At 62.8% G+C, this 19,723-nt stretch carries 20 protein-coding genes and 2 pseudogenes; 14 read left to right on the top strand and 8 right to left on the bottom strand.

Going from position 1 to position 19,723, the window contains the following annotated elements; translation table 11 throughout:
• Positions 1-32: 32 nt before the first annotated feature.
• The 10 genes from ACLFKU_RS13135 (at position 33) to ACLFKU_RS13090 (ending at position 8,644) form a co-directional block, all read left to right on the top strand.
• Positions 33-1,490, top strand: coding sequence for a serine/threonine-protein kinase (locus tag ACLFKU_RS13135; RefSeq protein WP_368581735.1), 1,458 nt, complete (start codon positions 33-35; stop codon positions 1,488-1,490).
• 65 nt (positions 1,491-1,555) lie between these two features.
• Complete coding sequence (locus ACLFKU_RS13130; RefSeq protein ID WP_368581955.1) at positions 1,556-2,311, top strand: glucose 1-dehydrogenase; 756 nt, start codon at positions 1,556-1,558, stop codon at positions 2,309-2,311.
• A gap of 162 nt (positions 2,312-2,473) precedes the next feature.
• Positions 2,474-3,229 carry a hypothetical protein gene (locus ACLFKU_RS13125; RefSeq protein WP_410849376.1) on the top strand — a complete coding sequence of 252 codons (756 nt, stop codon included), beginning with the start codon at positions 2,474-2,476 and terminating at the stop codon, positions 3,227-3,229.
• Between the two features lie 131 nt (positions 3,230-3,360).
• On the top strand, positions 3,361-3,681 hold the full coding sequence (locus ACLFKU_RS13120; protein ID WP_410849375.1) for a DUF4148 domain-containing protein: 321 nt from the start codon (positions 3,361-3,363) through the stop codon (positions 3,679-3,681).
• A gap of 99 nt (positions 3,682-3,780) precedes the next feature.
• A complete protein-coding gene (locus ACLFKU_RS13115) occupies positions 3,781-4,731 on the top strand; it encodes a ketopantoate reductase family protein (RefSeq protein ID WP_368581738.1) in 951 nt (316 codons plus the stop codon).
• Entirely contained in the window at positions 4,728-5,120 is a 393-nt protein-coding gene (locus ACLFKU_RS13110) for a VOC family protein (RefSeq protein WP_410849374.1), read from the top strand. Before ACLFKU_RS13115 ends, ACLFKU_RS13110 begins: the two co-directional genes overlap by 4 nt.
• Positions 5,121-5,123: 3 nt before the next feature.
• The gene (locus ACLFKU_RS13105; protein WP_176120311.1) at positions 5,124-5,585 is read left to right on the top strand and encodes a MaoC family dehydratase; all 462 of its coding nucleotides are present in this window, start codon (positions 5,124-5,126) and stop codon (positions 5,583-5,585) included.
• Positions 5,585-6,805 carry a CaiB/BaiF CoA transferase family protein gene (locus ACLFKU_RS13100; protein WP_410849373.1) on the top strand — a complete coding sequence of 407 codons (1,221 nt, stop codon included), beginning with the start codon at positions 5,585-5,587 and terminating at the stop codon, positions 6,803-6,805. Before ACLFKU_RS13105 ends, ACLFKU_RS13100 begins: the two co-directional genes overlap by 1 nt.
• Positions 6,805-7,638 (top strand): shikimate dehydrogenase, encoded by an 834-nt coding sequence (gene aroE, locus ACLFKU_RS13095; RefSeq protein ID WP_410849372.1) that lies wholly within the window; start codon positions 6,805-6,807, stop codon positions 7,636-7,638. Before ACLFKU_RS13100 ends, aroE begins: the two co-directional genes overlap by 1 nt.
• Before the next feature lie 94 nt (positions 7,639-7,732).
• Positions 7,733-8,644 (top strand): LysR family transcriptional regulator, encoded by a 912-nt coding sequence (locus tag ACLFKU_RS13090; RefSeq protein WP_410849371.1) that lies wholly within the window; start codon positions 7,733-7,735, stop codon positions 8,642-8,644.
• Here the strand turns inward: ACLFKU_RS13090 and ACLFKU_RS13085 are convergent.
• The 5 genes from ACLFKU_RS13085 to ACLFKU_RS13065 form a co-directional block, all read right to left on the bottom strand.
• Positions 8,625-11,027 carry an EAL domain-containing protein gene (locus tag ACLFKU_RS13085; protein ID WP_410849370.1) on the bottom strand — a complete coding sequence of 801 codons (2,403 nt, stop codon included), beginning with the start codon at positions 11,025-11,027 and terminating at the stop codon, positions 8,625-8,627. The two genes, ACLFKU_RS13090 and ACLFKU_RS13085, sit on opposite strands and share 20 nt — an antisense overlap.
• Before the next feature lie 148 nt (positions 11,028-11,175).
• The gene (locus ACLFKU_RS13080; RefSeq protein WP_368581744.1) at positions 11,176-12,537 is read right to left on the bottom strand and encodes a metallophosphoesterase family protein; all 1,362 of its coding nucleotides are present in this window, start codon (positions 12,535-12,537) and stop codon (positions 11,176-11,178) included.
• Positions 12,538-12,752: 215 nt separating this feature from the next.
• The gene (locus ACLFKU_RS13075) at positions 12,753-14,045 is read right to left on the bottom strand and encodes an NRAMP family divalent metal transporter (RefSeq protein ID WP_410849369.1); all 1,293 of its coding nucleotides are present in this window, start codon (positions 14,043-14,045) and stop codon (positions 12,753-12,755) included.
• 168 nt (positions 14,046-14,213) lie between these two features.
• Complete coding sequence (locus ACLFKU_RS13070) at positions 14,214-14,825, bottom strand: response regulator receiver protein (protein ID WP_410849368.1); 612 nt, start codon at positions 14,823-14,825, stop codon at positions 14,214-14,216.
• A 96-nt stretch (positions 14,826-14,921) separates the two neighbouring features.
• Positions 14,922-15,755, bottom strand: coding sequence for a class II glutamine amidotransferase (locus ACLFKU_RS13065; RefSeq protein ID WP_368581747.1), 834 nt, complete (start codon positions 15,753-15,755; stop codon positions 14,922-14,924).
• 250 nt (positions 15,756-16,005) lie between these two features.
• Between ACLFKU_RS13065 and ACLFKU_RS13060 the strand changes: the two are divergent.
• From ACLFKU_RS13060 to ACLFKU_RS13050, 3 genes and pseudogenes are all read left to right on the top strand, one after another.
• Positions 16,006-16,214, top strand: a pseudogene (locus tag ACLFKU_RS13060) (nitrate reductase); the annotation flags it as partial.
• A 29-nt stretch (positions 16,215-16,243) separates the two neighbouring features.
• Positions 16,244-16,717 (top strand): annotated as a pseudogene (locus ACLFKU_RS13055) (MFS transporter); the annotation flags it as partial.
• An 86-nt stretch (positions 16,718-16,803) separates the two neighbouring features.
• Positions 16,804-17,475 carry a SagB/ThcOx family dehydrogenase gene (locus tag ACLFKU_RS13050; RefSeq protein WP_410849367.1) on the top strand — a complete coding sequence of 224 codons (672 nt, stop codon included), beginning with the start codon at positions 16,804-16,806 and terminating at the stop codon, positions 17,473-17,475.
• Positions 17,476-17,520: 45 nt separating this feature from the next.
• Here ACLFKU_RS13050 and ACLFKU_RS13045 read toward each other — a convergent pair whose 3' ends face one another.
• Both ACLFKU_RS13045 and ACLFKU_RS13040 read right to left on the bottom strand, forming a co-directional pair.
• On the bottom strand, positions 17,521-17,832 hold the full coding sequence (locus tag ACLFKU_RS13045; RefSeq protein ID WP_368581749.1) for a hypothetical protein: 312 nt from the start codon (positions 17,830-17,832) through the stop codon (positions 17,521-17,523).
• A gap of 133 nt (positions 17,833-17,965) precedes the next feature.
• The gene (locus tag ACLFKU_RS13040) at positions 17,966-18,904 is read right to left on the bottom strand and encodes a cation diffusion facilitator family transporter (RefSeq protein WP_410849366.1); all 939 of its coding nucleotides are present in this window, start codon (positions 18,902-18,904) and stop codon (positions 17,966-17,968) included.
• A gap of 196 nt (positions 18,905-19,100) precedes the next feature.
• Here ACLFKU_RS13040 and ACLFKU_RS13035 point away from each other — a divergent pair, with 196 nt between their 5' ends.
• Positions 19,101-19,412, top strand: a complete 312-nt coding sequence (locus ACLFKU_RS13035; protein ID WP_410849365.1) for a hypothetical protein — start codon at positions 19,101-19,103, stop codon at positions 19,410-19,412.
• A gap of 67 nt (positions 19,413-19,479) precedes the next feature.
• Here the strand turns inward: ACLFKU_RS13035 and ACLFKU_RS13030 are convergent.
• A partial coding sequence (locus ACLFKU_RS13030) for a hypothetical protein (protein ID WP_410849364.1) occupies positions 19,480-19,723 on the bottom strand: 244 nt, incomplete at its 5' end.

Genomic DNA, 19,723 nt, shown 5'->3' with positions numbered 1-19,723 from the left:
GATCGGCCAGGCGCCCCTCGATCGGAACCCGCATGAGCAACGAAGCAACGCCTACTCGGATTGGCAAGTACCGGATCGACCGCGTGCTCGGCACGGGAGCCATGGGCGTCGTCTATCTCGCGTTCGATCCGCACCTGGAAAGACCGGTGGCGCTGAAGACCGTGCGCCGTGAACTCCTCGCCAGCGAGGACAGTAGCGGCGACATGCTGCTGCGTTTTCGCAACGAGGCGCGCGCGGCCGGTCGGCTCGCGCATCCGAACATCGTCACGGTCCACGATTTCGGCGAAGACGGCGATACGGCCTACATCGTGATGGAGTACGTCGCCGGACATGGCCTCGATACCTTGCTGGTGCCCGGCCACCCGCTGCCGCTCTCGGACGCTTTTCACTGGCTTGCGCAATTGCTTGCCGCGCTCGCGTATGCGCATGAGGCGGGCGTCGTGCATCGCGACATCAAGCCCGCGAATCTGCTCGTCACGGCGGCGGGACTGCTGAAGGTCGCCGATTTTGGCGTCGCGCGCATCGGCTCATCGGCAACCTCGTCCGGGTGGATGATCGGCACGCCGAGCTACATGTCGCCCGAGCAGTTCGAGGGCGAATCGGTCGATGCGCGCGCGGACCTGTTCTCGGCCGGCGTCGTGCTGTACCGGATGCTGACCGGCCGTCAGCCGTTCGTCGGCTCGCCGGCTACGATCAGGCAGAAGATCCTCAAAGATGCGCCGGCCCGGCCATCGGAAATCGTCTCCGCGTTGCCGCCGGCAATCGACGCGATGCTCGCCAGGGCACTCGCGCGGCGGCCGGACGACCGCTTCGGTTCGGCCGCGGAATGGCTCGCGAGCTTGAGGTCGTTGGCCGTCTCAGCCGCCGCGGCCGACGATGACCGGACTATCGTGGCGCCCACCGCGTATTGGTCCGCGTCCGCTTCCTTGCCGGCGCACGCGACGGCTGGCGGCAACCCGCCGATGCCTGTGCCTTCGGCGCCGCGGAGCTGGTCGCCTGAGATGCTCGCGCGCATCGAACGCCAACTCGCGATCCACATGGGCCCGCTCGCGAGCCTGCTGGTGCGACGCGCGGCCGCCCACGCGAGCGACCTGCCGGCGCTCGGCGCGCAACTGGCGGCGGGGTTGCCCGACACGGCGCGGCTCGAATTCGAGCAGGCCTTCGCGCGGCTGACGGCGGGCTCGCCAGATATGTCGATGGTCGCGTCGTCATCGCCGGGCTCAGGCGTCGCGGCGGCTGCGGCGAAGGTATCGGCTGTCTCGCCCGCGAGCGCCGCAGGCACGTCACCGGGCAGTGCGATCGATCAGGCCAGCATCGATGCCGTCGCCGTTAAACTGGCCGTCTATGTGGGGCCGATCGCGAAGATGATCGCCAGTCGCGAGGCGCGGCATGCCGCAAGTTTCGACGAGTTCGTTCAACGGGTCGAAGCTTGCATCACCGACGCCGCGCAGCGCCGTCGATTCCGGCACGATCTCGATTCATCGGGTTAGCTTCACGACTCGAACGCTGGTACATCGAATGCAAAAAGGGGGATGATTTGAACCACAGTCTGCAGATGTTCGACCTGAGTGGGCGCCGCGCGCTCGTTACCGGATCGAGTACCGGTATCGGTTATGCGTTGGCGCAAGGGCTCGCGGGCGCCGGTGCCGAAGTCGTGCTGAACGGCCGCAATGAAGCGAGGCTGACTGAAGCGGTCAGCCGCCTGCGCGACGCGGGCGCGAAGGTGCACGGGCGATGTTTCGACGTGACTGCTCCGGACGCGGTGGACGCGGCGGTGGCGCAGATCGAAAGCGAGATCGGCTCGATCGATATTCTCGTGAACAACGCCGGCATGCAGCGGCGCGCGCCGCTCGAGCAGTTCTCCCATGCGCAATGGGAACAAATGATGAAGACCAATGTGGATAGCGTGTTTCTGGTCGGGCAGGCGGTCGCGCGGCACATGATCGCGCGTAGGCGCGGCAAGATCATCAATATCTGCTCGGTGCAAAGCGAACTCGGCCGGCCCAATATTGCCGCCTATACCGCGAGCAAAGGCGCCGTGAAAATGTTGACGAAAGGCATGGCGATCGATTGGGGCCAGTATGGCATTCAGGTCAATGGACTCGGCCCAGGCTACATCAGGACGGAACTGACCGACGCGCTGGTCAACGATGAAGCGTTTAGCAACTGGCTCGTCAATCGCACGCCTTCGCGGCGTTGGGGCGATGTGCAGGATCTGGTGGGCGCGGCGATCTTCCTCGCGAGCGGCGCGTCGGACTTTGTTAACGGTCATGTTCTTTATGTCGATGGTGGGGTGACGGCGACGCTTTGACAGGGCTCGAACCGATGATGCGACGTGAGTCGAATCGGGAATAAGCACCGCATCTCGGTGGTCTTGCAGGTAAGACTGACATCGGATGGGTGATCAAATGAACATGGTCGACGATGCGGCGTTTGCCCCGCACGTGACGCACGACACCAGCGGGACGTTCGCATGACGTTGCGGACGCAGGCCGCATTGCGGCGATTGCAACTCGGCTCCGGCGTGGTGTTGCTGGTCTATCTCTTTCTCCATCTGCTCAATCACGCGCTCGGCATCTGGTCGCTCGAACTGGCCGGACGCGGTCTGGTTCTGGCGCTGCGGCTCTGGCGCAGCGCGCCTGGAACGATCGCGTTATACGGAGCGGCCGCGCTGCATTTCGTGCTGGCGATGCGAACGATTTATGCCCGCCGTCACTGGGCATTGCCTCTGGCGGAATGGGTGCGTTTGTGGGCAGGACTCAGCCTGCCGCTGCTGCTGATCCGTCATGCTGTGACGACCCGGCTCGCGTCCACGCTCTATGGCTTCGAACCGGACTACGAGCGTGTCGTGATCCAGTTGCTGACGACCGGTACGCAGGGTTTGCAGCTTGCGCTGCTCGCGCCGGGATGGATACACGGATGTCTCGGACTATGGTTTCGCTTGCGTCACATGCGTTGGGCGCTTCGCATGAGGCCCGTGCTGTTGACATGGGTCATCGTGCTGCCATTGTTGTCCGCCGCAGGCTTTGTCCGGATGATGCGAGCGGTCGAAGCGAAGCGGGCGGTCCTTCCAACTCCCGATCCGAAACTGATTGCGCATCAGCTTGCATTGAACGCATGGCGTCACGATCTCGTGGCCTTGTATCTGTCTCTGATCGTCGGCGCGTTCGTCGCAGGTCAATTGCGCAATGGGATCGAACGTCGGAGATTGCGTGGTAGTTCTATTTAGAAAAGACCGGGAATATCCAACGAGAAAACTCCGTCTACCGGATGTGCATCGCGTAACACTCACGATCTGACGAGACGGTCCGAAGTGAATGCAGATGCGCGAATACATCCTCAGGTCAAAAGGAGTACATCATGAAATCCGATTCGTTGAATCAATACGCGGTTTCCCCGTTACTGAGCCTCATGATCGCCGGTGCGATGTTGATGGCGAGTTCCGCAAGCGCGGAGGCGCAAACTGTGTCGGAGCCCCAGCCTCATCAACTCACGCGTGCGGAGGTCATGCACGAACTCGAGGAACTGGAAGCGGCGGGATACAACCCGTCGATGGGCGATGATGGTTCGTATCCCGCCGATATCCAGGCAGCGGAAGCGAAGGTGGCCGCGATGCACCGAGCGGAAAGCGCCGCGGCGATGAGCGCGAGACAGAGCGGGCAAATGGTGGGCACGCATTGATAGCTTCGATATTAAAATTCGCAATGACGTTATTGCATCCATTGCATTGCCAGCATGAGGTCGGAATCGTATCTTCGTCTCCATATCACGGAGACATCTATGAAGATCGCATTCCTGGGAGCCGGCGCGTTGGGTTGCGCGATCGGCTCCGCGCTGACTGAAGGCGGCCATCAGACGTGGCTGGTCGACCGCTTCGCGGCGCACGTCGAGGCCATGCGCCGCGACGGCCTGCTAGTCGACGATGCCAACGGCTCCCGCCGCGTAAAAGTTCGCGCGACGATGAACCCCGCCGAAGTCGGGCCGGTGGACCTCGTCATCGTGCTGGTCAAGTCCTTCCACACCGATTCGGCAATGCGCGGCGCGCTCGATCTCGTCGGACCCGACACGCTCGTGTTGTCGCTGCAAAACGGCCTCGGCCATGAAGACGTGCTCAGCGAAATCGTCGGCCGGGAGCGCGTGCTGGCGGGCAAGACCTATGTGGGCGGCGTGCTGAAGGCGCCGGGGCACATCCAGTCGGGCGTGAACGGAAAGCTGACGATCGTCGGCGAACTCGATGGCCGGGTCACCGACCGGGTCCGCGCCATCGCCGACGCGTTCAACAGCGCGGGTCTGACGACCACGATCAGCGACAACATCCTCGGCACCATGTGGGACAAGTTGCTGATCAACGTCGCGACGGGCGCGATCACCGGCATCACCGGTCTGACGTATGGGCAACTGTACGAAGAGCCCGTTCTGAAAGCCACCGCGTTGGCGGCGATCGAAGAAGCGATGGCAGCCGCGAAGGCCGCCGGCATCCATCTTTCGATGACGAAAGCGGAACAAGCCTGGACGCTCGCGGCCGAAGGACTCTCGCCCGCGTTCAAGACCTCGATGCTGCAGAGCCTCGAAAAAGGCTCGATCACGGAAATCGACTTCATCAACGGAGCGGTCGTGCGCTGGGGCGAGCGCCTCGGCGTGCCGACGCCGGTCAATTCGACGCTCGTCGCGTGCATCAAGGGCATCGAGCGCGCGTTGACGGACCGTCAGCGAGAAGGAGCGACGGCATGAGCGGCGCGAAAGCCTATCTGGAGCACGTCGCCATCTGGGTGACGGATATTCACTGGCATATCCGCTTTTTCGAAGAAGTCTTCGGCATGACCATGCGCGAGGTGGATGGCACGCGCGACGAGCCGCGTCAGTACTGGACGCTCGGCGGACTGCAGTTCATCAGTGATCCGCGCTACGAGGGTCCCGAGGGCCGGCTCGCGCATCTCGGCGTGATGTGCGAGGACCTCGAGGCGTCGCTCGCCGCGGCGCAAGCGTTCGGCGTCAGTGAAATGCCGCAGGGGCGCAACTGGCTGCGTCTGCCGGATGGACTCGCGGTCGAAGTGATTCAGGCCAAACCCGCCACGTGCGTTGCGCAGGCGCTGGCGATCAATCCACGCGCGGAGGCGTAAAGCATGAGCACGATCATCGAAAAGTACTGGGACGACGCGAACGAGGGCGACGAGTGCGTGAGCCCGACCTATACCGTCACGAAAGAACGCATTCTCGCTTACGCCGATCTGACCGGCGATCACACGCCCGTGCATGTCGACGAGGAATATGCGAACGCGAGCCACTTCGGTTCGATCGTCGCGCACGGGCTGTTCGGCCTGTCGATCGCGGATGGGCTGAAGACGCAGAGCGACTATCGCTTTCTCCCCGGCATGTCGCTCGGCTGGACGTGGGATTTCCTGCTGCCGATCAAGGTCAACGACGTGCTTCACGTCAAGTTCCGCGTCGGCAATATGCGCGCGAGCAACAGCCGTCCGGACTGGGGCATCGTCGTGCTGCCGTCCGAACTGATCAATCAGGACGGCCAGGTCGTCCAGCGCGGCGAACATCGCCTGATGGTGCCGCGCCGTCCGGGAGCGAACTGATGCAAGCCCGCCCCCTCGAAGGTATTCGCGTCGTCGACTACAGCCACTTTCTTGCCGGTCCGTACGTGGGCCGCTGCCTCGCGGCGCTCGGCGCCGAAGTGATCAAGGTGGAGCGTCCCGGCAGCGGCGATGCCGGCCGGCAGCACGCGACCATCCTCGACGACCAGCAAAGCGCCTATTTCCTGCAACTGAACATGGGCAAGCGCGGCGTCAGCGTCGACATGAAAGACTCGCGCGGCAAGGAGTTCATGCAACGCCTGTGCGATTCGGCCGATGTGTTCATCGAAAACTACCGGCCCGGTGCGCTCGACAAGCTGGGCCTCGGCTATGCCGCGCTGTCCGAGCGCAATCCGGGTCTCGTTTACTGCTCGATTTCGGCGTACGGTCACACCGGACCCGACGCGCATCGCGCGGGCTTCGGTCTGATCGCCGAGGCGAAGAGCGGCATCATGCAGATGATCGGCAATCCGGGTGAACCGCCGCCGCTGATGCGCATCTCGCTCGGCGATATGTACACGGGCATTCACGCGGTCGCCGCGATCAACGCCGCCTTGCTCGGGCGCGTGAAGAGCGGTCGCGGCCAGCACATCGACATGGCGTTGTACGACACGCTGGTGTCGATGCACGAGTACGCGGTGCAGTGCTACACGATGCAAGGCGTGCTGCCCGAGCAGACGGGGCACGACATGCCGACGTCGACACTGTACGGCGTATTTCGCGCGGCCGATGGCGATCTGGTGATCGCCGCGCAGGTCGACGATGCGTGGAAGCGGTTTGCTTCGCTCGTCGAACAGCACGGCGGTCCGGCCGGCTTCGGAACCGATGCGAGGTTCCACCGTCTGAACGGACGCAACGCCCATCGCGAAGAAATTCTCGCGGTCGTCAAGCCATGGGTTGCGGCGCGCCCGGTCGCCGACGTGCTGGCGCTGCTTGATGGCGTCGACGTGCCTTGCGCAAAAGTGCAGCGCATCGATGAAGTGCTCAACGATCCGCAGATCGTCGCGCGTGGCATGGTGATCGAGCAGGACCATCCGCGCTTCGGAAAGCTGCGCCTGCCTAACCTGCCGTTCCGCTTCTCCGACTGCGATACGTCGATCCGCGAAGTCGGCCCGGACCTGGGGCAGCACAACGCGGAAGTCGCGCAGTCGCTCGGATTCAGCGCCGCAGAAATCGACGCGATGCAGACCCAGGGCGTGCTGTTTTCGAAGAGGAGCGCGTGATGAGCGACCGATACGCGGTGATCGGCAATCCGATCGGCCACACGAAATCTCCGCTGATCCACGGTCTGTTTGCGCAGGAGACCGGACAGGACATCAGCTACTCGGCGATCGAAGGTCCGATCGAGCCCGCCGATGCTTTCGCCGAGACCGTCAAGACGTTCATCGCCGCGGGCGGCAGAGGCATGAACGTCACCGCACCATTCAAGCTGCAAGCGTTCGCGATTGCCGACGAGCGCAGCGAACGGGCCGCGCTCGCGGGCGCCGTGAACGCGCTGAAGTTCGAAAACGACCGGATCATTGCCGAGAACTTCGACGGCGTCGGTCTCGTGCGCGATATCGAAGTGAACCTCGCTCAGCCGATGGCGGGCAAGCGCGTGCTCGTGCTCGGTGCGGGCGGTGCGGTGCGTGGCGCGTTGCTGCCGTTCATCGCGGCGCGTCCGGCGCAACTGGTCGTCGTGAATCGCGATGTGCGCAAGGCCGAGGCGCTGGTCGCGCAAGTCGCGAGCAGCCGCCCATTGATCGCATGCGGCTACCGGGAACTCGAAGGGATGGGGCAGTTCGACCTCGTCGTGAACGCGACATCGGCGAGCCTGACCGGTCAGTTGCCCGCCGTTCCCCCGGAGGTGTTCAGTCCAGCGGGAACCGCGTACGAACTCGCGTATGGAAAGGGGCTCACGCCGTTCCTGCGGCTCGCGCGAAATGCGGGCGTGCAGGGCATCGCCGACGGCGTCGGCATGCTCGTCGAGCAGGCTGCGGAGGCGTTCGAGTGGTGGCGCGGCGTTCGACCGCAGACGCAAGCGATCATCGACCGCCTGACCGTTCCGCTCATTTGACGCATGTGGGGGCGAGGAGGCCCAGGGTACGGACGTCCGTTCATGGGCATAACGTAATGGATACAATGGCGATATTGCAAATGACAATACCGCCATGAGTACCACTGAGCTTCCGGACCTCAAGCTGCTTCAGCTTTTCGACCTGCTTTACGACGTGCGAAGCGTCACGCGCGCCGCAGAGCAGCTCGGGCAAAGTCAGCCGACGGTCAGCATCTGGCTGGGTCGCTTGCGCGAGCATTTGCAGGACCCATTGTTCGTTCGCACGCCGGGCGGTATGACGCCCACGCCGCAGGCTGACGCGCTGATCGGGCCGTGCAGGGAAATTCTGGAGTCGCTGCGCCGGTTCGCTGCTTGGGAGATCTCGTTCGATCCCGCCACCGCCAAACGACGCTTTCGTATTTGCATGACGGACGCGAGCCACATTACGCTGCTGCCGCGAATGTTGGCGCATTTGCGGGCGCAGGCGCCGGGCGTTCGGCTGGAAGCGGCAAGGATCGACGGCAATACGGAGCGGGCGCTCGAATCCGGCGAGGCGGATCTTGCGATCGGGCACGTGCCATGGCTGGGGGGCGGTATGTACCAGCAACAGCTTTATATGCAGGACTGGGTATGCCTTGCGAACCGCAATCATCCTCGCGTGCGTGCGCGGCTGAGTCTGAAGCAATACGGCAGCGAGGGGCACGTCGTCATTGCGGCTGGCACGGGCGGCCAACTGCTCGAACAGGCGTTATTGCGCGAGAACATCGAACGCGACGTCGTGCTCGAATTGCCCGGCTTCCTCGGACTCGGATCGATCATCAAGTCGACCGATCTGATCGCTACCTTGCCACGGCACATTGGCGAGACGCTGGCGCGGACGAACGACGTCGTGGTCCATTCGTGTCCTTTTCCGGTTGACAGGTTCGCGGTGCGCCAGCACTGGCACGCGAAATACCATCACGAAGCCGGCAATCGATGGCTGCGCTCGGTCGTCGCGGATCTGTTTCTCAATGGGAGCAGACGCTAGCTGCCGAGGTTGCGGCGGACGAGGACAGAGAGCATTCGCACTGAACCAGATTCTCCGCCTTCATCGGCTTCGTCAAAAAGAACCCTTGCACGAAGTCGCAGCCTGCGTCGCGCAGCGCATGCAGCTGTTGATTCGTTTCGACACCCTCGGCCGTTACCTTGATGCCGAGTTCGTGCGACATCTGAATGATGCCCCGGACGATCGACGCGGCCGCCGAGTCGCGGCCTAGCCTCGCCGTGAACGAGCGGTCGATCTTGACGATGTCCGGCGAAAAATCGGCCAGATAGCGCAGGCTCGAGTATCCCGTTCCGAAGTCGTCGATGGCGATGCGCACGCCCAGGCGCTTGAGCGCCATTAGCGTTGCCTGCGCGAGTGAGGGGTTTTCCATCAACGCGCTTTCGGTCAGTTCGATCTGCAGGCAGCGCGGCGGCACCCGGTGTTTTCGCAGCGCCTGGTCGACTATCGCGACCAGCGAGTCATCCCGCAACTGACGCGCGGACACGTTCACCGACATCGACAGCCCTTTTTTGCCGGCGGCCTGCCAGACGGCCAGTTGAGCGAGGGCTGCGTCCATGACCCATGTCCCGACTTCGACGATGAACCCGCTTTCCTCCAGGATCGGGATGAAGCTGCCGGGACCCACCAGACCTCGCATTGGATGATTCCATCGAACCAGTGCTTCGACGCCTTTCACCGTCAGAGAGGCCGGCTCGTGAATACCCTGGAAATGCAGCACGAACTGGTTCGACGCCAGCGCCGTGGGCAGATTGCACTCCAGTTCGAAATCTCCGAGCACATCGCTGGACGCTTCGTCCGCGAACCGGAAGCCGTTGCGGCCGCCTTTTTTCGCCGCATACATCGCGATGTCCGCGCTCGTCAGCAGCGCCTCGTGATCGCGGCCATGCTCGGGATAGATGGATATGCCGATCGACGCCGTGACGAACGGCGCGGCGTGGTCTTTTCGAACGTCGCTTGAAAACAGGTTCAGAAGAGACTGCGCGAGGCTTGCCAGCGTGACCTTGTCGCTCTCGCCCCTGACGATCACCGCGAACTCGTCTCCGCCGAGGCGCGCTACACAGGCATCCGGCGGAAGCGCGCCCTGGATGACTTTGGCGATGTCCTGCAACAGACGGTCAGCGGCCGTATGGCCCAGCGTATCGTTGAGGACCTTGAAGCGGTCGAGATCGACGAACATCAGACCGAAGGCGACGTTCTGCCTGCAAAGCTTCTTCATGTGGCGGATCAGCGCGCCGCGGTTAGCCAACCCCGTGAGCCCATCGGTGTAGGCCAGATGGTCGAGTGCCGCGAGGCGTTCCTGTTCCAGCGTGATGTCCTCGCTGACCCCGACGATGCGCACCACGTTCGCGGAGCCATCGCACACCGGGTAGGCCGTGCTTCTGATCCAGCGCAGGCAACCGTCCGGGCGGCGGATGCGGTATTCGAAGCGACCTTCCGACACTTCGGACGCGATGCGGTTCATCTCGGCGAGCAAAGGCTCCAGATCCTCCGGCACCACGAGGTCGAGCCACGCCGAAGGCCGGTTGCTGAGCTCTTGAGGCGTAATGCCGAACACGCGTTCGACCCCCGCGCTGATGTGATGACAGTGTTCGAAATGCGAGCTATACGAATAGAACACGAGCCGGACATGCAACTCCATCTCATGCATCAGCTCATCGCGTTCGCGCAGTGTCTTCAACAGTTCCGATTGCTGGGTGACATCCTCCGACGCACAAAGCAGCGCGGTCACCGCGCCGTCGTCGCCTGTTACTGGCGTGAGCGTCGAGTTCCACCATTTGGTGCGCCCGCGCGTCGTCGCGCAGCTTCCCGTGAACGATGTGCTGTTGCCGGCGGCGGCGCCCGCCAAAGCCTGCTCGGCCGCCGCGCGGTCCTCGCCGGTCCAGAAAGCGAGCCAGTCCGCGCCGGACAGTTGCGCCGGCGACTCCGCTTCCATCAACATCGCGCCATGCTCCGACACCCGCAGCATTTTTCCGTCGGTAGAGAGCACCTTCAGGCAGTCGCGATTCGCATGCAGAAGCCCGCTCGCCAATGCGGTGGCGGCGCTTTGCCGCGCGTAATCCAGGCCGAGTTTGCGACGAACGATCGCGAGGCCGGCGACGCCGGACATCATCGACAACGCAACACGTAGAGTAGTCGCCGCTTCACTGGCCGCTTGATGCACGAGAGCGCCGACGCCAACGCCGGCAATGACGGCGATGCAAAGACTCGTCAGCGGTATGGTCCTGCGTTGACCATACCGCGACAGGAAATAGGAAAGAAACTGCTGGTTGCGGGCTGACCAGCCATTCGGGTGTGCGTCGCTATCGACCCGGGACTCAATCGGGTTGGGTTTGTTGGGGCACGGGGCCGCCGCTTTGAATCTCACGCTGTTCTCCGACTACCGGGTGGAGCGACGGCTCGAACGCTGCGAGCCGCCTCACTTTTACGATTACGGTAGATTTTCACGAATCTTTAATGCGGGGAAACCAGCGGGAGCCGCGGATCGCATCGGATCGGGACGAGTTGCGCACCTGTCAGTCTTTGCGAGGCTGGACCTGCGCGAATTGACGAATGCGCTCCGCAAGAGCGGGTATGCCCGAGTCGCGAGCGACATAATGAGCGACCTGTCGGGTGGCCAGATCGATGGTCACCTGGTCGTCCGGGGTTTTCGTATTGGGTCCGTCGACGGCGGGATGGTATTCGATGCGCAGCTGCCTCGCGTTGGCGACGAGCCGCAAATAGCCGAAGTTGCGGTCGTCGTAGCTTTCAAGGACGACCGCATCGGTGTCTTTCGACGCGGCCTGGATCAGCTGCGGCGCGCGAAGGGGCGGCTGTCCGTTGGTGGTGAGCCGCTGCACCTCGTGACCGCCGTTGCCGCAAACGATGTAAGGGATGTGGGTGCCATCGGAACGGGTTCGCGTAAAGCGCTGATAGTTGTGCGCGTGTCCCGCGAGGTCCGCATGCGGCCAGATACCGACCTCATCGCAAACGGTATCGATCTGCTGTTGCATTTCCACGCTCCAGCCGTGACGCCCGCGCGCCACATACGGCGGATGGTGATGCGCGAACAGCAGCGCGCCTCGATAGTTCTCTTTCTTCACCCGCAATAACGCCGCTTTCAGGAACTTCAGCTGACTGTTGCCGATGTGACGGTCCGCGATCACACCGGGATCCTCGAGCGTATTGCTGTACAACGCGATGATGCGCACGAACGGCGCCTCGAACGTGAAAAAAACGCCTGGCTGAATTTGCGCGGTCCGTGAAAGGTGGCCCGCGTCGGGAGAGACCTGGAAGCAGTCGGAGCAGAAGTTCCTGAGAAACGCCTGCAGGCTTTTCTCATGCTTCAACGGCGAAACCATTCCGTCGTGGTTGCCGGCAGCGGCGAGAATCGGCGCATGATAGTTGCGATACGGTTCATAGAACTGATCGTAGTAGTACTGCGCCTCGCCAAAGCTGTAGACGATGTCGCCCAGCAGAAAGTTGAATTGCGGCACCTCGGCGGGATCGGCTTCGTCGAAGTCGCTGACCATCTTGTCCGAGACTTCGTTCTGGGTGGACGGACCTTTGGTACTGCCGCAATCGCCGGTGGCGTGAAAGACGATCTGTCCACTCTCGCTGATCGTATCGAGCAGCTTCTGGTTGTTGTTCACCACTTCGGCAAACGTCAGCCGGGGCTCGGTGCCGCCGCGCGGCGGCGGAAACGGCAGCGCCTTCAGCTTGTGCTCGCGGTTCAGTTCGTCGATGACCTTGTAGGCCGCGGTGTCGGATGCGTGCCTGACCACGAAAGTTTGCGGGTCCGGCGTGGGCTGCGGTTGCGAGAAAACCGGCGCGGCGAGGATCCTGCTACCGCGGTTGCCGCGTGCGGCTGGCGATTCGTCTGAACGCTTCTTCGGCATGTGCAATCCTCCTTGATCGTCGAACGGGGAGCGGCCACGCGGTTGTCGGCGAACCGTCAGCATGTGGCGGCGCCGTCCGTGGCCGGACGCACCGTTCAGACGAACGTAAAACGAGGAAGTTCAGATACGGTTGCCGTTGCGCAACCCGTGCGGCGCGAATTGCGAAGCATCGTTTTCACATACGAAAGCCGGGTTCGAGGTGAACACGCGTCTGGTTACGACGGCACGAACACGCCCACCGCCGCCAGCGCCATCGCGAGCGTTGCGAGCCATCCTCCCCAGGCCAGCACGCCCTTGACGGCGAACTGTCCCATGACCCGCCGGCTTCGCGCGATCAGCATCATGACGACCATGATCGGCACCGCGGTAATGCCATTGATCACCGCGCTCCAGTAGAGCGCACGGATAGGGTCGAAATGCATGAAGGTGATGGCCACACCGCCGACGATGGCCAGTGCGATCACCGCATAGAATTCGCGCGCGAGCGTCAGATGCAATGCCAGACTGCTGCGCCAGCGAAAGCTGCCCGCGGCGGCGTAGGCGGCCGAGCCGGCGAGAACCGGCAGTGCGAGCAGGCCGGTGCCGATGATACCGAGCGCAAACAGGACGTAAGCAAAACGCCCGGCAAACGGCTCGAGCGCCCGCGCGGCATCGGCCGAGGTTTTCACTTCGATGTGATGCAGATGCAGCGTAGCCGCCGCCGTCAACATGATGAAAAATGCCACGAAGTTCGACACGCCCATGCCGACCCAGGTATCGAAGCGGATTCGTCGCAGCTGCGCGGGCGCCTGGTGCGGCACGCGGCGCAACGGCGCCTGTTGCGGTGCCGAGCGCATTTCTTCGACTTCCTGCGACGCCTGCCAGAAGAATAGATACGGACTGATCGTCGTGCCCAGCACCGCGACGATCATGGTCAGATAGTCCGACGTCAGCGAGATGCGCGGCAACACGATCGCGCGCGCGACTTCGCCCCAAGGGATCGGCACGATGAGAGCGACCGCGACGTACGCAAGAAGCGATAGAGCGGTCCACTTCAGTATCCGCGCGTAGCTTTCGTAGGGGACAAAAATCTGCAGGATCACCGAGAACGCCCCGAGGCAGACGACATAAAGGTGCTGCGGACCTGGCAGCAGCAGTCCGGCCGCGGCGCCCATCGCCGACAGGTCAGCGGCGATGTTGATCACGTTTGCCACGACGAGCAGGGCGACCGCGCCGTACAGCAGCCACGCCGGATAATGCGCGCGAATGTTCGACGCGAGACCCTTGCCGGTCACCCGGCCAATCTGCGCGCTCACCAGCTGGATCGCGGTCATCAACGGATACGTGATCAGGATCACCCACAGAAGGTTGAACCCGAACTGCGCGCCTGCCTGCGAATAAGTGCCGATGCCGGAGGGATCGTCGTCGGCCGCGCCCGTGATCAGGCCAGGGCCCAGGCGTCTGATCCACGATCGCTCGACGGGATCGCGTACGGCGGATTCCGGCTCGATCAATTTGTCGTCGTTCATATATATGTCACCTCGCCGCCACATTTAGCAAATTGCGGGCCCGGGGTGTTCGTGGGGGCGTTGCGCGGCTTCGGCAAGCAGATGCGAAGCGCGGCTTCGGTGGAAATACGCGGAAATACGGGCTTCTACAGGGAACGAACGAACTTCGGGCCGTGCCGACGGACACCGTCACTTATGATGCGCAGGAGTCTTCGTCTGCAACTGGATCAAGTCGATTGCGTAAAGCAATTCTTCGAGCACGATGGGCTTGGCAACGATGGCATCGACCTTGCCAGCGAAACTGGCTGCGTCTTCCGGCCGCGCCAGCGCGATGATGCGCGGCTTATCGATGCTTGTATCGAAGCTCTCCACGAACCACAACGCGGTCGTAATTGAATTGACGGGAACGTCGAGAATGATCAATTGGCGCGATGGCTCGAGCCATATTTCATGCCAATGGTCGAAACCGAGCGCTTTGGAGCGTCCATATCCTTTTACATTGAGCAGAACACGCAGAGAATCCCGGACCGCCTTGTCGTGCCCAACGATGACGACCGCGCCGATGCATTGTGATGGTCTCTTCACTGCGTGGGCCGTTGCGGCCCGCAGTTGCCACTGGCAGCGCTGCCATTGCACCCGGGTCAATTCGTAGTCGCGCTGCGCTCTTAACAGCGCATTCAGCGATGCTGCCGGGTTACTTCTCAACTGTTGCAGATCGCGAGTCGCCTGGTCCAGTGCGGTGCAGGCGACGCAGAAGGCGAGCTTGTCTTCTGCCGTCGGTCCCGGATTCGAAGATGACACGCCGCGTTTCTCCCGAGCCGGTATGCACGTTTTGTGCCGTTGACCTTGCTCATTCCCGCAGCATAGGGCGGCGGGGCGCAAAATTCCAGGCGCGGTTCAGTTCATTCGCGGCTTGAACGCATACTGCTCGATCTCGCCGCCGCGTGCGACCACCGCCGTACTCTCGGGGATTTCCTGCCAGATGCCCGGCAAGTCGGAGAGCGGCTCTGACAGCACGAGAAACGCGTTCTCGCCGGCCGTCCTGATGCGCTCGTCGTCCGGATACAACTCGCGCAGATGACGGAACGACGTGCTGTGAAACAGCGAGCGCGACTGCCCTTCGCTCGAATAACGGACCGCGATGATCTGCTCGCCGTCGGTCGCGCACACGGTCATGTTCAGCGGTTCATCGATGCCATGCCGGCGGCCGGTGGCTTCGACGAAGCCGACCATCCGTTCGAGCGCGGTGACCGGCGTGAGCTCCAGCCCGAAGGACAGCGCGAGAAAAAACAGCACCTCGGAATCGGTCGAGCCCTCGATGGAGGGGAATAGTTCGGGGTCGATCTGCACCATCAGATCGCGGCGCACCTTCGGGTAGTTGCGCACCAGCCCGTTGTGCGCGAACAGCCAGCGGCCGTGGCGGAACGGATGACAGTTGGTTTCCTGCGACGGCGTGTCGGTCGCCGCGCGTATATGCGCAACGAATAGCGGCGAATGGATCGCCCGTGCTGCCTCGCGTAGATTGCGGTCGCTCCATGCGGGCTGGATGCAGCGGTAGCGAAACGGAATGTCGGTGGGATGGCCATACCAGCCGATCCCGAAACCGTCGCCATTGGTGGTGGTGGCGCCGAGCCGCGAATGCATGCTCTGATCGATCAGCGAATGCCGGGCATTGAACAGCACGGTTTCGAGCTGAAGCGGGTTGCCGGTATAAGCGAGCCAACGGCACATGATTGCTCTCCTGTCGGTTGCGCATCACAAACCTACACCACCGCGCGGGCGGCGTTTGTAGGACCAAAGTCCGATTGGGGGAGACTTGACGCATGTCACCATAGATGGAGACGTTGAGTGTGCCAAGGAGCGTCCGTGCCGGGCATCAAGGCAGCCCTTCAGGCACGAAGCGGACGTCATCCGCAGTTTGTCCGTTTCAAATCCCCTTCGCGACCTTGCGCCGACCCACTCCGATAGAGGCAGGACGCACATGAGCCATCTCCTGGACAGGTTACGTTACTTTACGGCCCTCCGTCCGCAGTTTTCGGATGGTCACGGTGCTGTCACAGATGAAGACCGGCAATGAAGATGCTTACCAGCCAACGCTGGCAGCACGACAAGATAGTTCGTTCCACTCATGGCGTGAACTGCACGGGGTCCTGCTCCTGGAAGATCCATGTCAAGGGCGGCATCGTCACGTGAGAAACGCAGCAGACGGACTATCCGCGGGGTCGGTGCTGCGGGCGGTAGGCGGAGCGCTGGCCGATCGCCTCGGCGCCCATAGCGTGACGTGGTAGGGACTATGGGTCGCGTGGATCTGCCTGTTCCTGCTGTCCTATCCGCCGACCGATTTCGTGATTCACACGATCGACGGTACCGCGAGCATTCACCTGCGCGTAACCGTCTATGTGTTCGTTGCGCTGGCGTTCGTGCTCGGCGCGGCTTTCGCGTTTGGCATCGCGTCGAACTTCAAGTACGTGGCCGACGATTTTACGGAGAACATGTGCGTCGTCACCGGGATCGTCGGGCTTGCAGGGGGCCTGGGCGGATTCCTGCTGCCTATAATCTTCGGCATCCTGCTGGATTTTTTCAGGGTGCGTTCGGCCTGCTTCATGTTCGTTTACGGGATCGTCTGGGTTTCGCTGATCCTGATCTATCTGTCGGATGTGCGGCGTACACCGGTTGCGGGTTCTGTTGCCTGACCGTGTTTGCCAACGCGCAGTGCCGAGAATCGCGCAGGCTACAGGCTTTGCCTGCCAGCCTGCTTTTTTGCTGATGGAGGTGCCCAATGAAACGCCGTGAACTGTTGGTTGCGCTGGCCGCAGGCGCGCTCGCCGAGGGTTCTACCAGCCTGGCGCACGGAGCCGAGGCGAAATTCACTGATCAGATCGAGTTGCCCAAGCCCAACCTCACAGGCACGGTGTCCCTCGAGGAAGCCATCGCAAAGCGCAGGTCCGTGCGCAGATTCGCGTCGAAGCCGCTGCCGGTCGAGGTCATCGGCCAATTGATGTGGGCCGGGCAGGGCATCACCAGCTCGGACGGCAAGCGTGCGGCTCCGGCGGCCGGCGCTTTGTATGCGCTCGAACTGTACGTGGTGACTGCTACGGAGGTGATGCACTATCTGCCGCAAGGCCATCGGGCAGAGAAGCGCGCCAGCCACGACCTGCGCCCCGAACTGCGCGCGCTTGCGGTCAATCAGGCGTCGGTCGAGGCGGCCCCGGCCTTGCTCGTGGTGGCCGCCGACCCCAGCAGGCTGACCGCGAGATATGGCGGGAGAGCCAATCTGTATGCCGATCTCGAAGTCGGGCATTCGACCGAGAACATGCTGCTGCAGATCGTCGCGCTGGGGCTCGTCGCCGTGCCCGTGGGCGCCGTCGACGGCGCTCCGGCGGCGCGCAAGCTCGGGCTGCCTCGCGGCCAGACCGTCCTCTATCTGATCCCGGTAGGCTATCCGGCCTGAGTCGTTGCGACAGGCGCGATGCGTTCGATCACGCCATGGCGAGTTTTACGGTCTCCAGCGCCGTGCGGTAATCGGCCAACGCCTGGGGCTGAGCTCGCTTTGTTGCACGACCGGCAGTAGCGTATCGACGCAGTCCAGCGCGTCCGTCAATCGCCCGAGCACGATCAGCGAGCGCGCCGCATCGAGACGACCGTGAAACATCGCGTCGCGCGGTCCGGCCCGTTCCACCATGTCGATGAGCTGCCCCATCTCGGCCTTGACGCGCGCTCGGTCGATGGGCCAGTGGCGGTCAATCCAGTTCCGAAGTGCGCGAACCAGCACCACGCAATCGTCGTACTCACACTGCAAGCTATCCATTGCCACCCTCAGCCGTATCGCGGGTCGGCCTGACCGAGCCGTTCATTGGGGGAACAAACCGTCTCCGTCTCGCCTGCGCATCAGTATACGAAGCAAGCGGCGCGCCACGTGTCGCCGATGCTCTCTTTCGTTACTAGAGCGGGGCTCGGCCATGTTCTCGCAATTCGGGCTCGAAGAATATCCATCGGGCGGAGGGAAAGCGCTCCTTCAATTCGTGCTCGATGCGGTTGATCGTGCGCACCATGTCGTTCGCACTGTCGTGCGGTTCGAGTTCGGCCTGAATCGCAATCACCAGATCCTCCGACCACTTCAAGGCGATCAGACTGACGATGCGACGGACTTCGTGGCGCTCGCTGAGCCACGCGCGCATCTCCTGGCGTATGCGCTGGTGCGCCGATTCACCGACGAGAAGCGATTGAATCTCGCGCATCGAGAACAGAGCCGTGACCATCAGCACGACGCCGACGCCGACACTGCCGAGCGCATCGTAAAGCGGATTGCCGGTGAGCACCGTAATGCCGATCGCGATCAGGGAGACGAGCACGCCCGTTACCGCGGCGACATCCTCGCTGACCGCGAGCATCACGGACGGCCTGCCGCTTTCCCTGAACCATTTCAGTAGCCCGCCGGCGCGATGGCGGGGTTCGATCGTGCGAATGGAGGCTCTGAGAGCGACTGCCTCGATCACGCCGGACACGCACAACACGGCGATCGCGAGCGAAGGCTGTTCGAGCCGTGAGTGATGGATTGCTCGAAAGCCGCCGATCACCATCGACGCAACGCCGCCGAAGATGAAAAGCTGCAGCGCCACCAGCATTGCGTAGACATAGGTCGCGCGACCGAAGCCGAGTGGATGCTGCTCGTCGGGCTCGGCTCGCGCGGCGCGATGCCCGACGAGCAGCGCAATCTGGTTCAGACAGTCGGCGCTGGAGTGTACGGCTTCGGCGAGTGCGGACCCCGAGTTGGTGTAGAACGCGACGGCGAACTTGCACACGGCGACAGCGATATTCGATGCGAGGGCGTAGTAGACCGCCCGTGGCGCAGATATGTGCCGCCCGGACCTGGCCCTCATGAGCCTATCTCCTTGTTCGAATCGAAAATGGGCGATTCCCGAGCCTGGAGATTGAACAGCATAAAGCAGGCCTCGAGACGCTGGTCGATTACAGGGGAGTCCAACCGATCAGGCGTCCGTTGCGGTGTGCGAGCTGGAACATTCCCATCGGCCCTCTGTCGCCTCTGTTGAGGAACCAGACGAATGGAGGTGCAACATGACTTCCTACGCGAACCGGCCGACACTTCTTTTCGGTGTTTCGGAGCGGGCAGTGGAAGCCGCGCTCGCGCCGCTGATCGAAAACGGCACCGGGCGTGTATGTTTGAACGCGCGGCGCGTTTCGGGTTATTGCCTGAGCGGTGCGCGTCACGTCGTGAATGGAGGCGCCGCGACCGAAACGACACACGAAGACGCGGTCACAACCACTATCGCGACACGGTCGGCTGTGCGCTCTTTCGAAGGCGCGCTTGCCGGATATGACTCGCAATTGCAGCAGCATCGCTCGCTTGCCATGCTCGCGCGACGGTGAGGCAGTACTCGCCGCCTGCTCGTAAAGGTGGTCGAAGCTGCGATCAGAAAGGGCCTTCGCCGACGCATCATTGCGTGCAGCGAAGGCTTCCTTCAAACGAGACCGAGCACACCGAGGCGCGCCTGGCCGATGAGCTCGAACGACGCATCAGCGTTAGGGCATTGCTGATCAAGTCCACCGCATAGCTACTCGGAGCGTTATAGAGCGGAGTGGATAAGGAAGGCAGAACAGGATGAAGCAGCAGACGCTGGCGATGGAAGCTGACGAAGGTGCGGGTTTCGAGAGGCACCGCAAACGGACGCGGCGCGATG

The organism is Paraburkholderia sp. EG304, from assembly GCF_046543485.1.
GTDB lineage: Bacteria > Pseudomonadota > Gammaproteobacteria > Burkholderiales > Burkholderiaceae > Paraburkholderia > Paraburkholderia youngii.
Note: the sequence above shows the minus strand (reverse complement) of the source record. Positions and strands in the feature narration are given on the sequence as shown.

Coding starts and splice junctions, on each gene's coding strand:
- ACLFKU_RS13050 (WP_410849367.1), top strand. CDS start 16,804: ATGAAACGCCGTGAACTGTTGGTTGCGCTGGCCGCAGGCGCGCTCGCC.
- ACLFKU_RS13100 (WP_410849373.1), top strand. CDS start 5,585: ATGCAAGCCCGCCCCCTCGAAGGTATTCGCGTCGTCGACTACAGCCAC.
- ACLFKU_RS13125 (WP_410849376.1), top strand. CDS start 2,474: ATGACGTTGCGGACGCAGGCCGCATTGCGGCGATTGCAACTCGGCTCC.
- ACLFKU_RS13040 (WP_410849366.1), bottom strand. CDS start 18,904: ATGAGGGCCAGGTCCGGGCGGCACATATCTGCGCCACGGGCGGTCTAC.
- ACLFKU_RS13065 (WP_368581747.1), bottom strand. CDS start 15,755: ATGTGCCGTTGGCTCGCTTATACCGGCAACCCGCTTCAGCTCGAAACC.
- ACLFKU_RS13130 (WP_368581955.1), top strand. CDS start 1,556: ATGTTCGACCTGAGTGGGCGCCGCGCGCTCGTTACCGGATCGAGTACC.
- ACLFKU_RS13045 (WP_368581749.1), bottom strand. CDS start 17,832: ATGGATAGCTTGCAGTGTGAGTACGACGATTGCGTGGTGCTGGTTCGC.
- ACLFKU_RS13105 (WP_176120311.1), top strand. CDS start 5,124: ATGAGCACGATCATCGAAAAGTACTGGGACGACGCGAACGAGGGCGAC.
- ACLFKU_RS13115 (WP_368581738.1), top strand. CDS start 3,781: ATGAAGATCGCATTCCTGGGAGCCGGCGCGTTGGGTTGCGCGATCGGC.
- ACLFKU_RS13110 (WP_410849374.1), top strand. CDS start 4,728: ATGAGCGGCGCGAAAGCCTATCTGGAGCACGTCGCCATCTGGGTGACG.
- ACLFKU_RS13135 (WP_368581735.1), top strand. CDS start 33: ATGAGCAACGAAGCAACGCCTACTCGGATTGGCAAGTACCGGATCGAC.
- aroE (WP_410849372.1), top strand. CDS start 6,805: ATGAGCGACCGATACGCGGTGATCGGCAATCCGATCGGCCACACGAAA.
- ACLFKU_RS13075 (WP_410849369.1), bottom strand. CDS start 14,045: ATGAACGACGACAAATTGATCGAGCCGGAATCCGCCGTACGCGATCCC.
- ACLFKU_RS13035 (WP_410849365.1), top strand. CDS start 19,101: ATGACTTCCTACGCGAACCGGCCGACACTTCTTTTCGGTGTTTCGGAG.
- ACLFKU_RS13080 (WP_368581744.1), bottom strand. CDS start 12,537: ATGCCGAAGAAGCGTTCAGACGAATCGCCAGCCGCACGCGGCAACCGC.
- ACLFKU_RS13090 (WP_410849371.1), top strand. CDS start 7,733: ATGAGTACCACTGAGCTTCCGGACCTCAAGCTGCTTCAGCTTTTCGAC.
- ACLFKU_RS13120 (WP_410849375.1), top strand. CDS start 3,361: ATGAAATCCGATTCGTTGAATCAATACGCGGTTTCCCCGTTACTGAGC.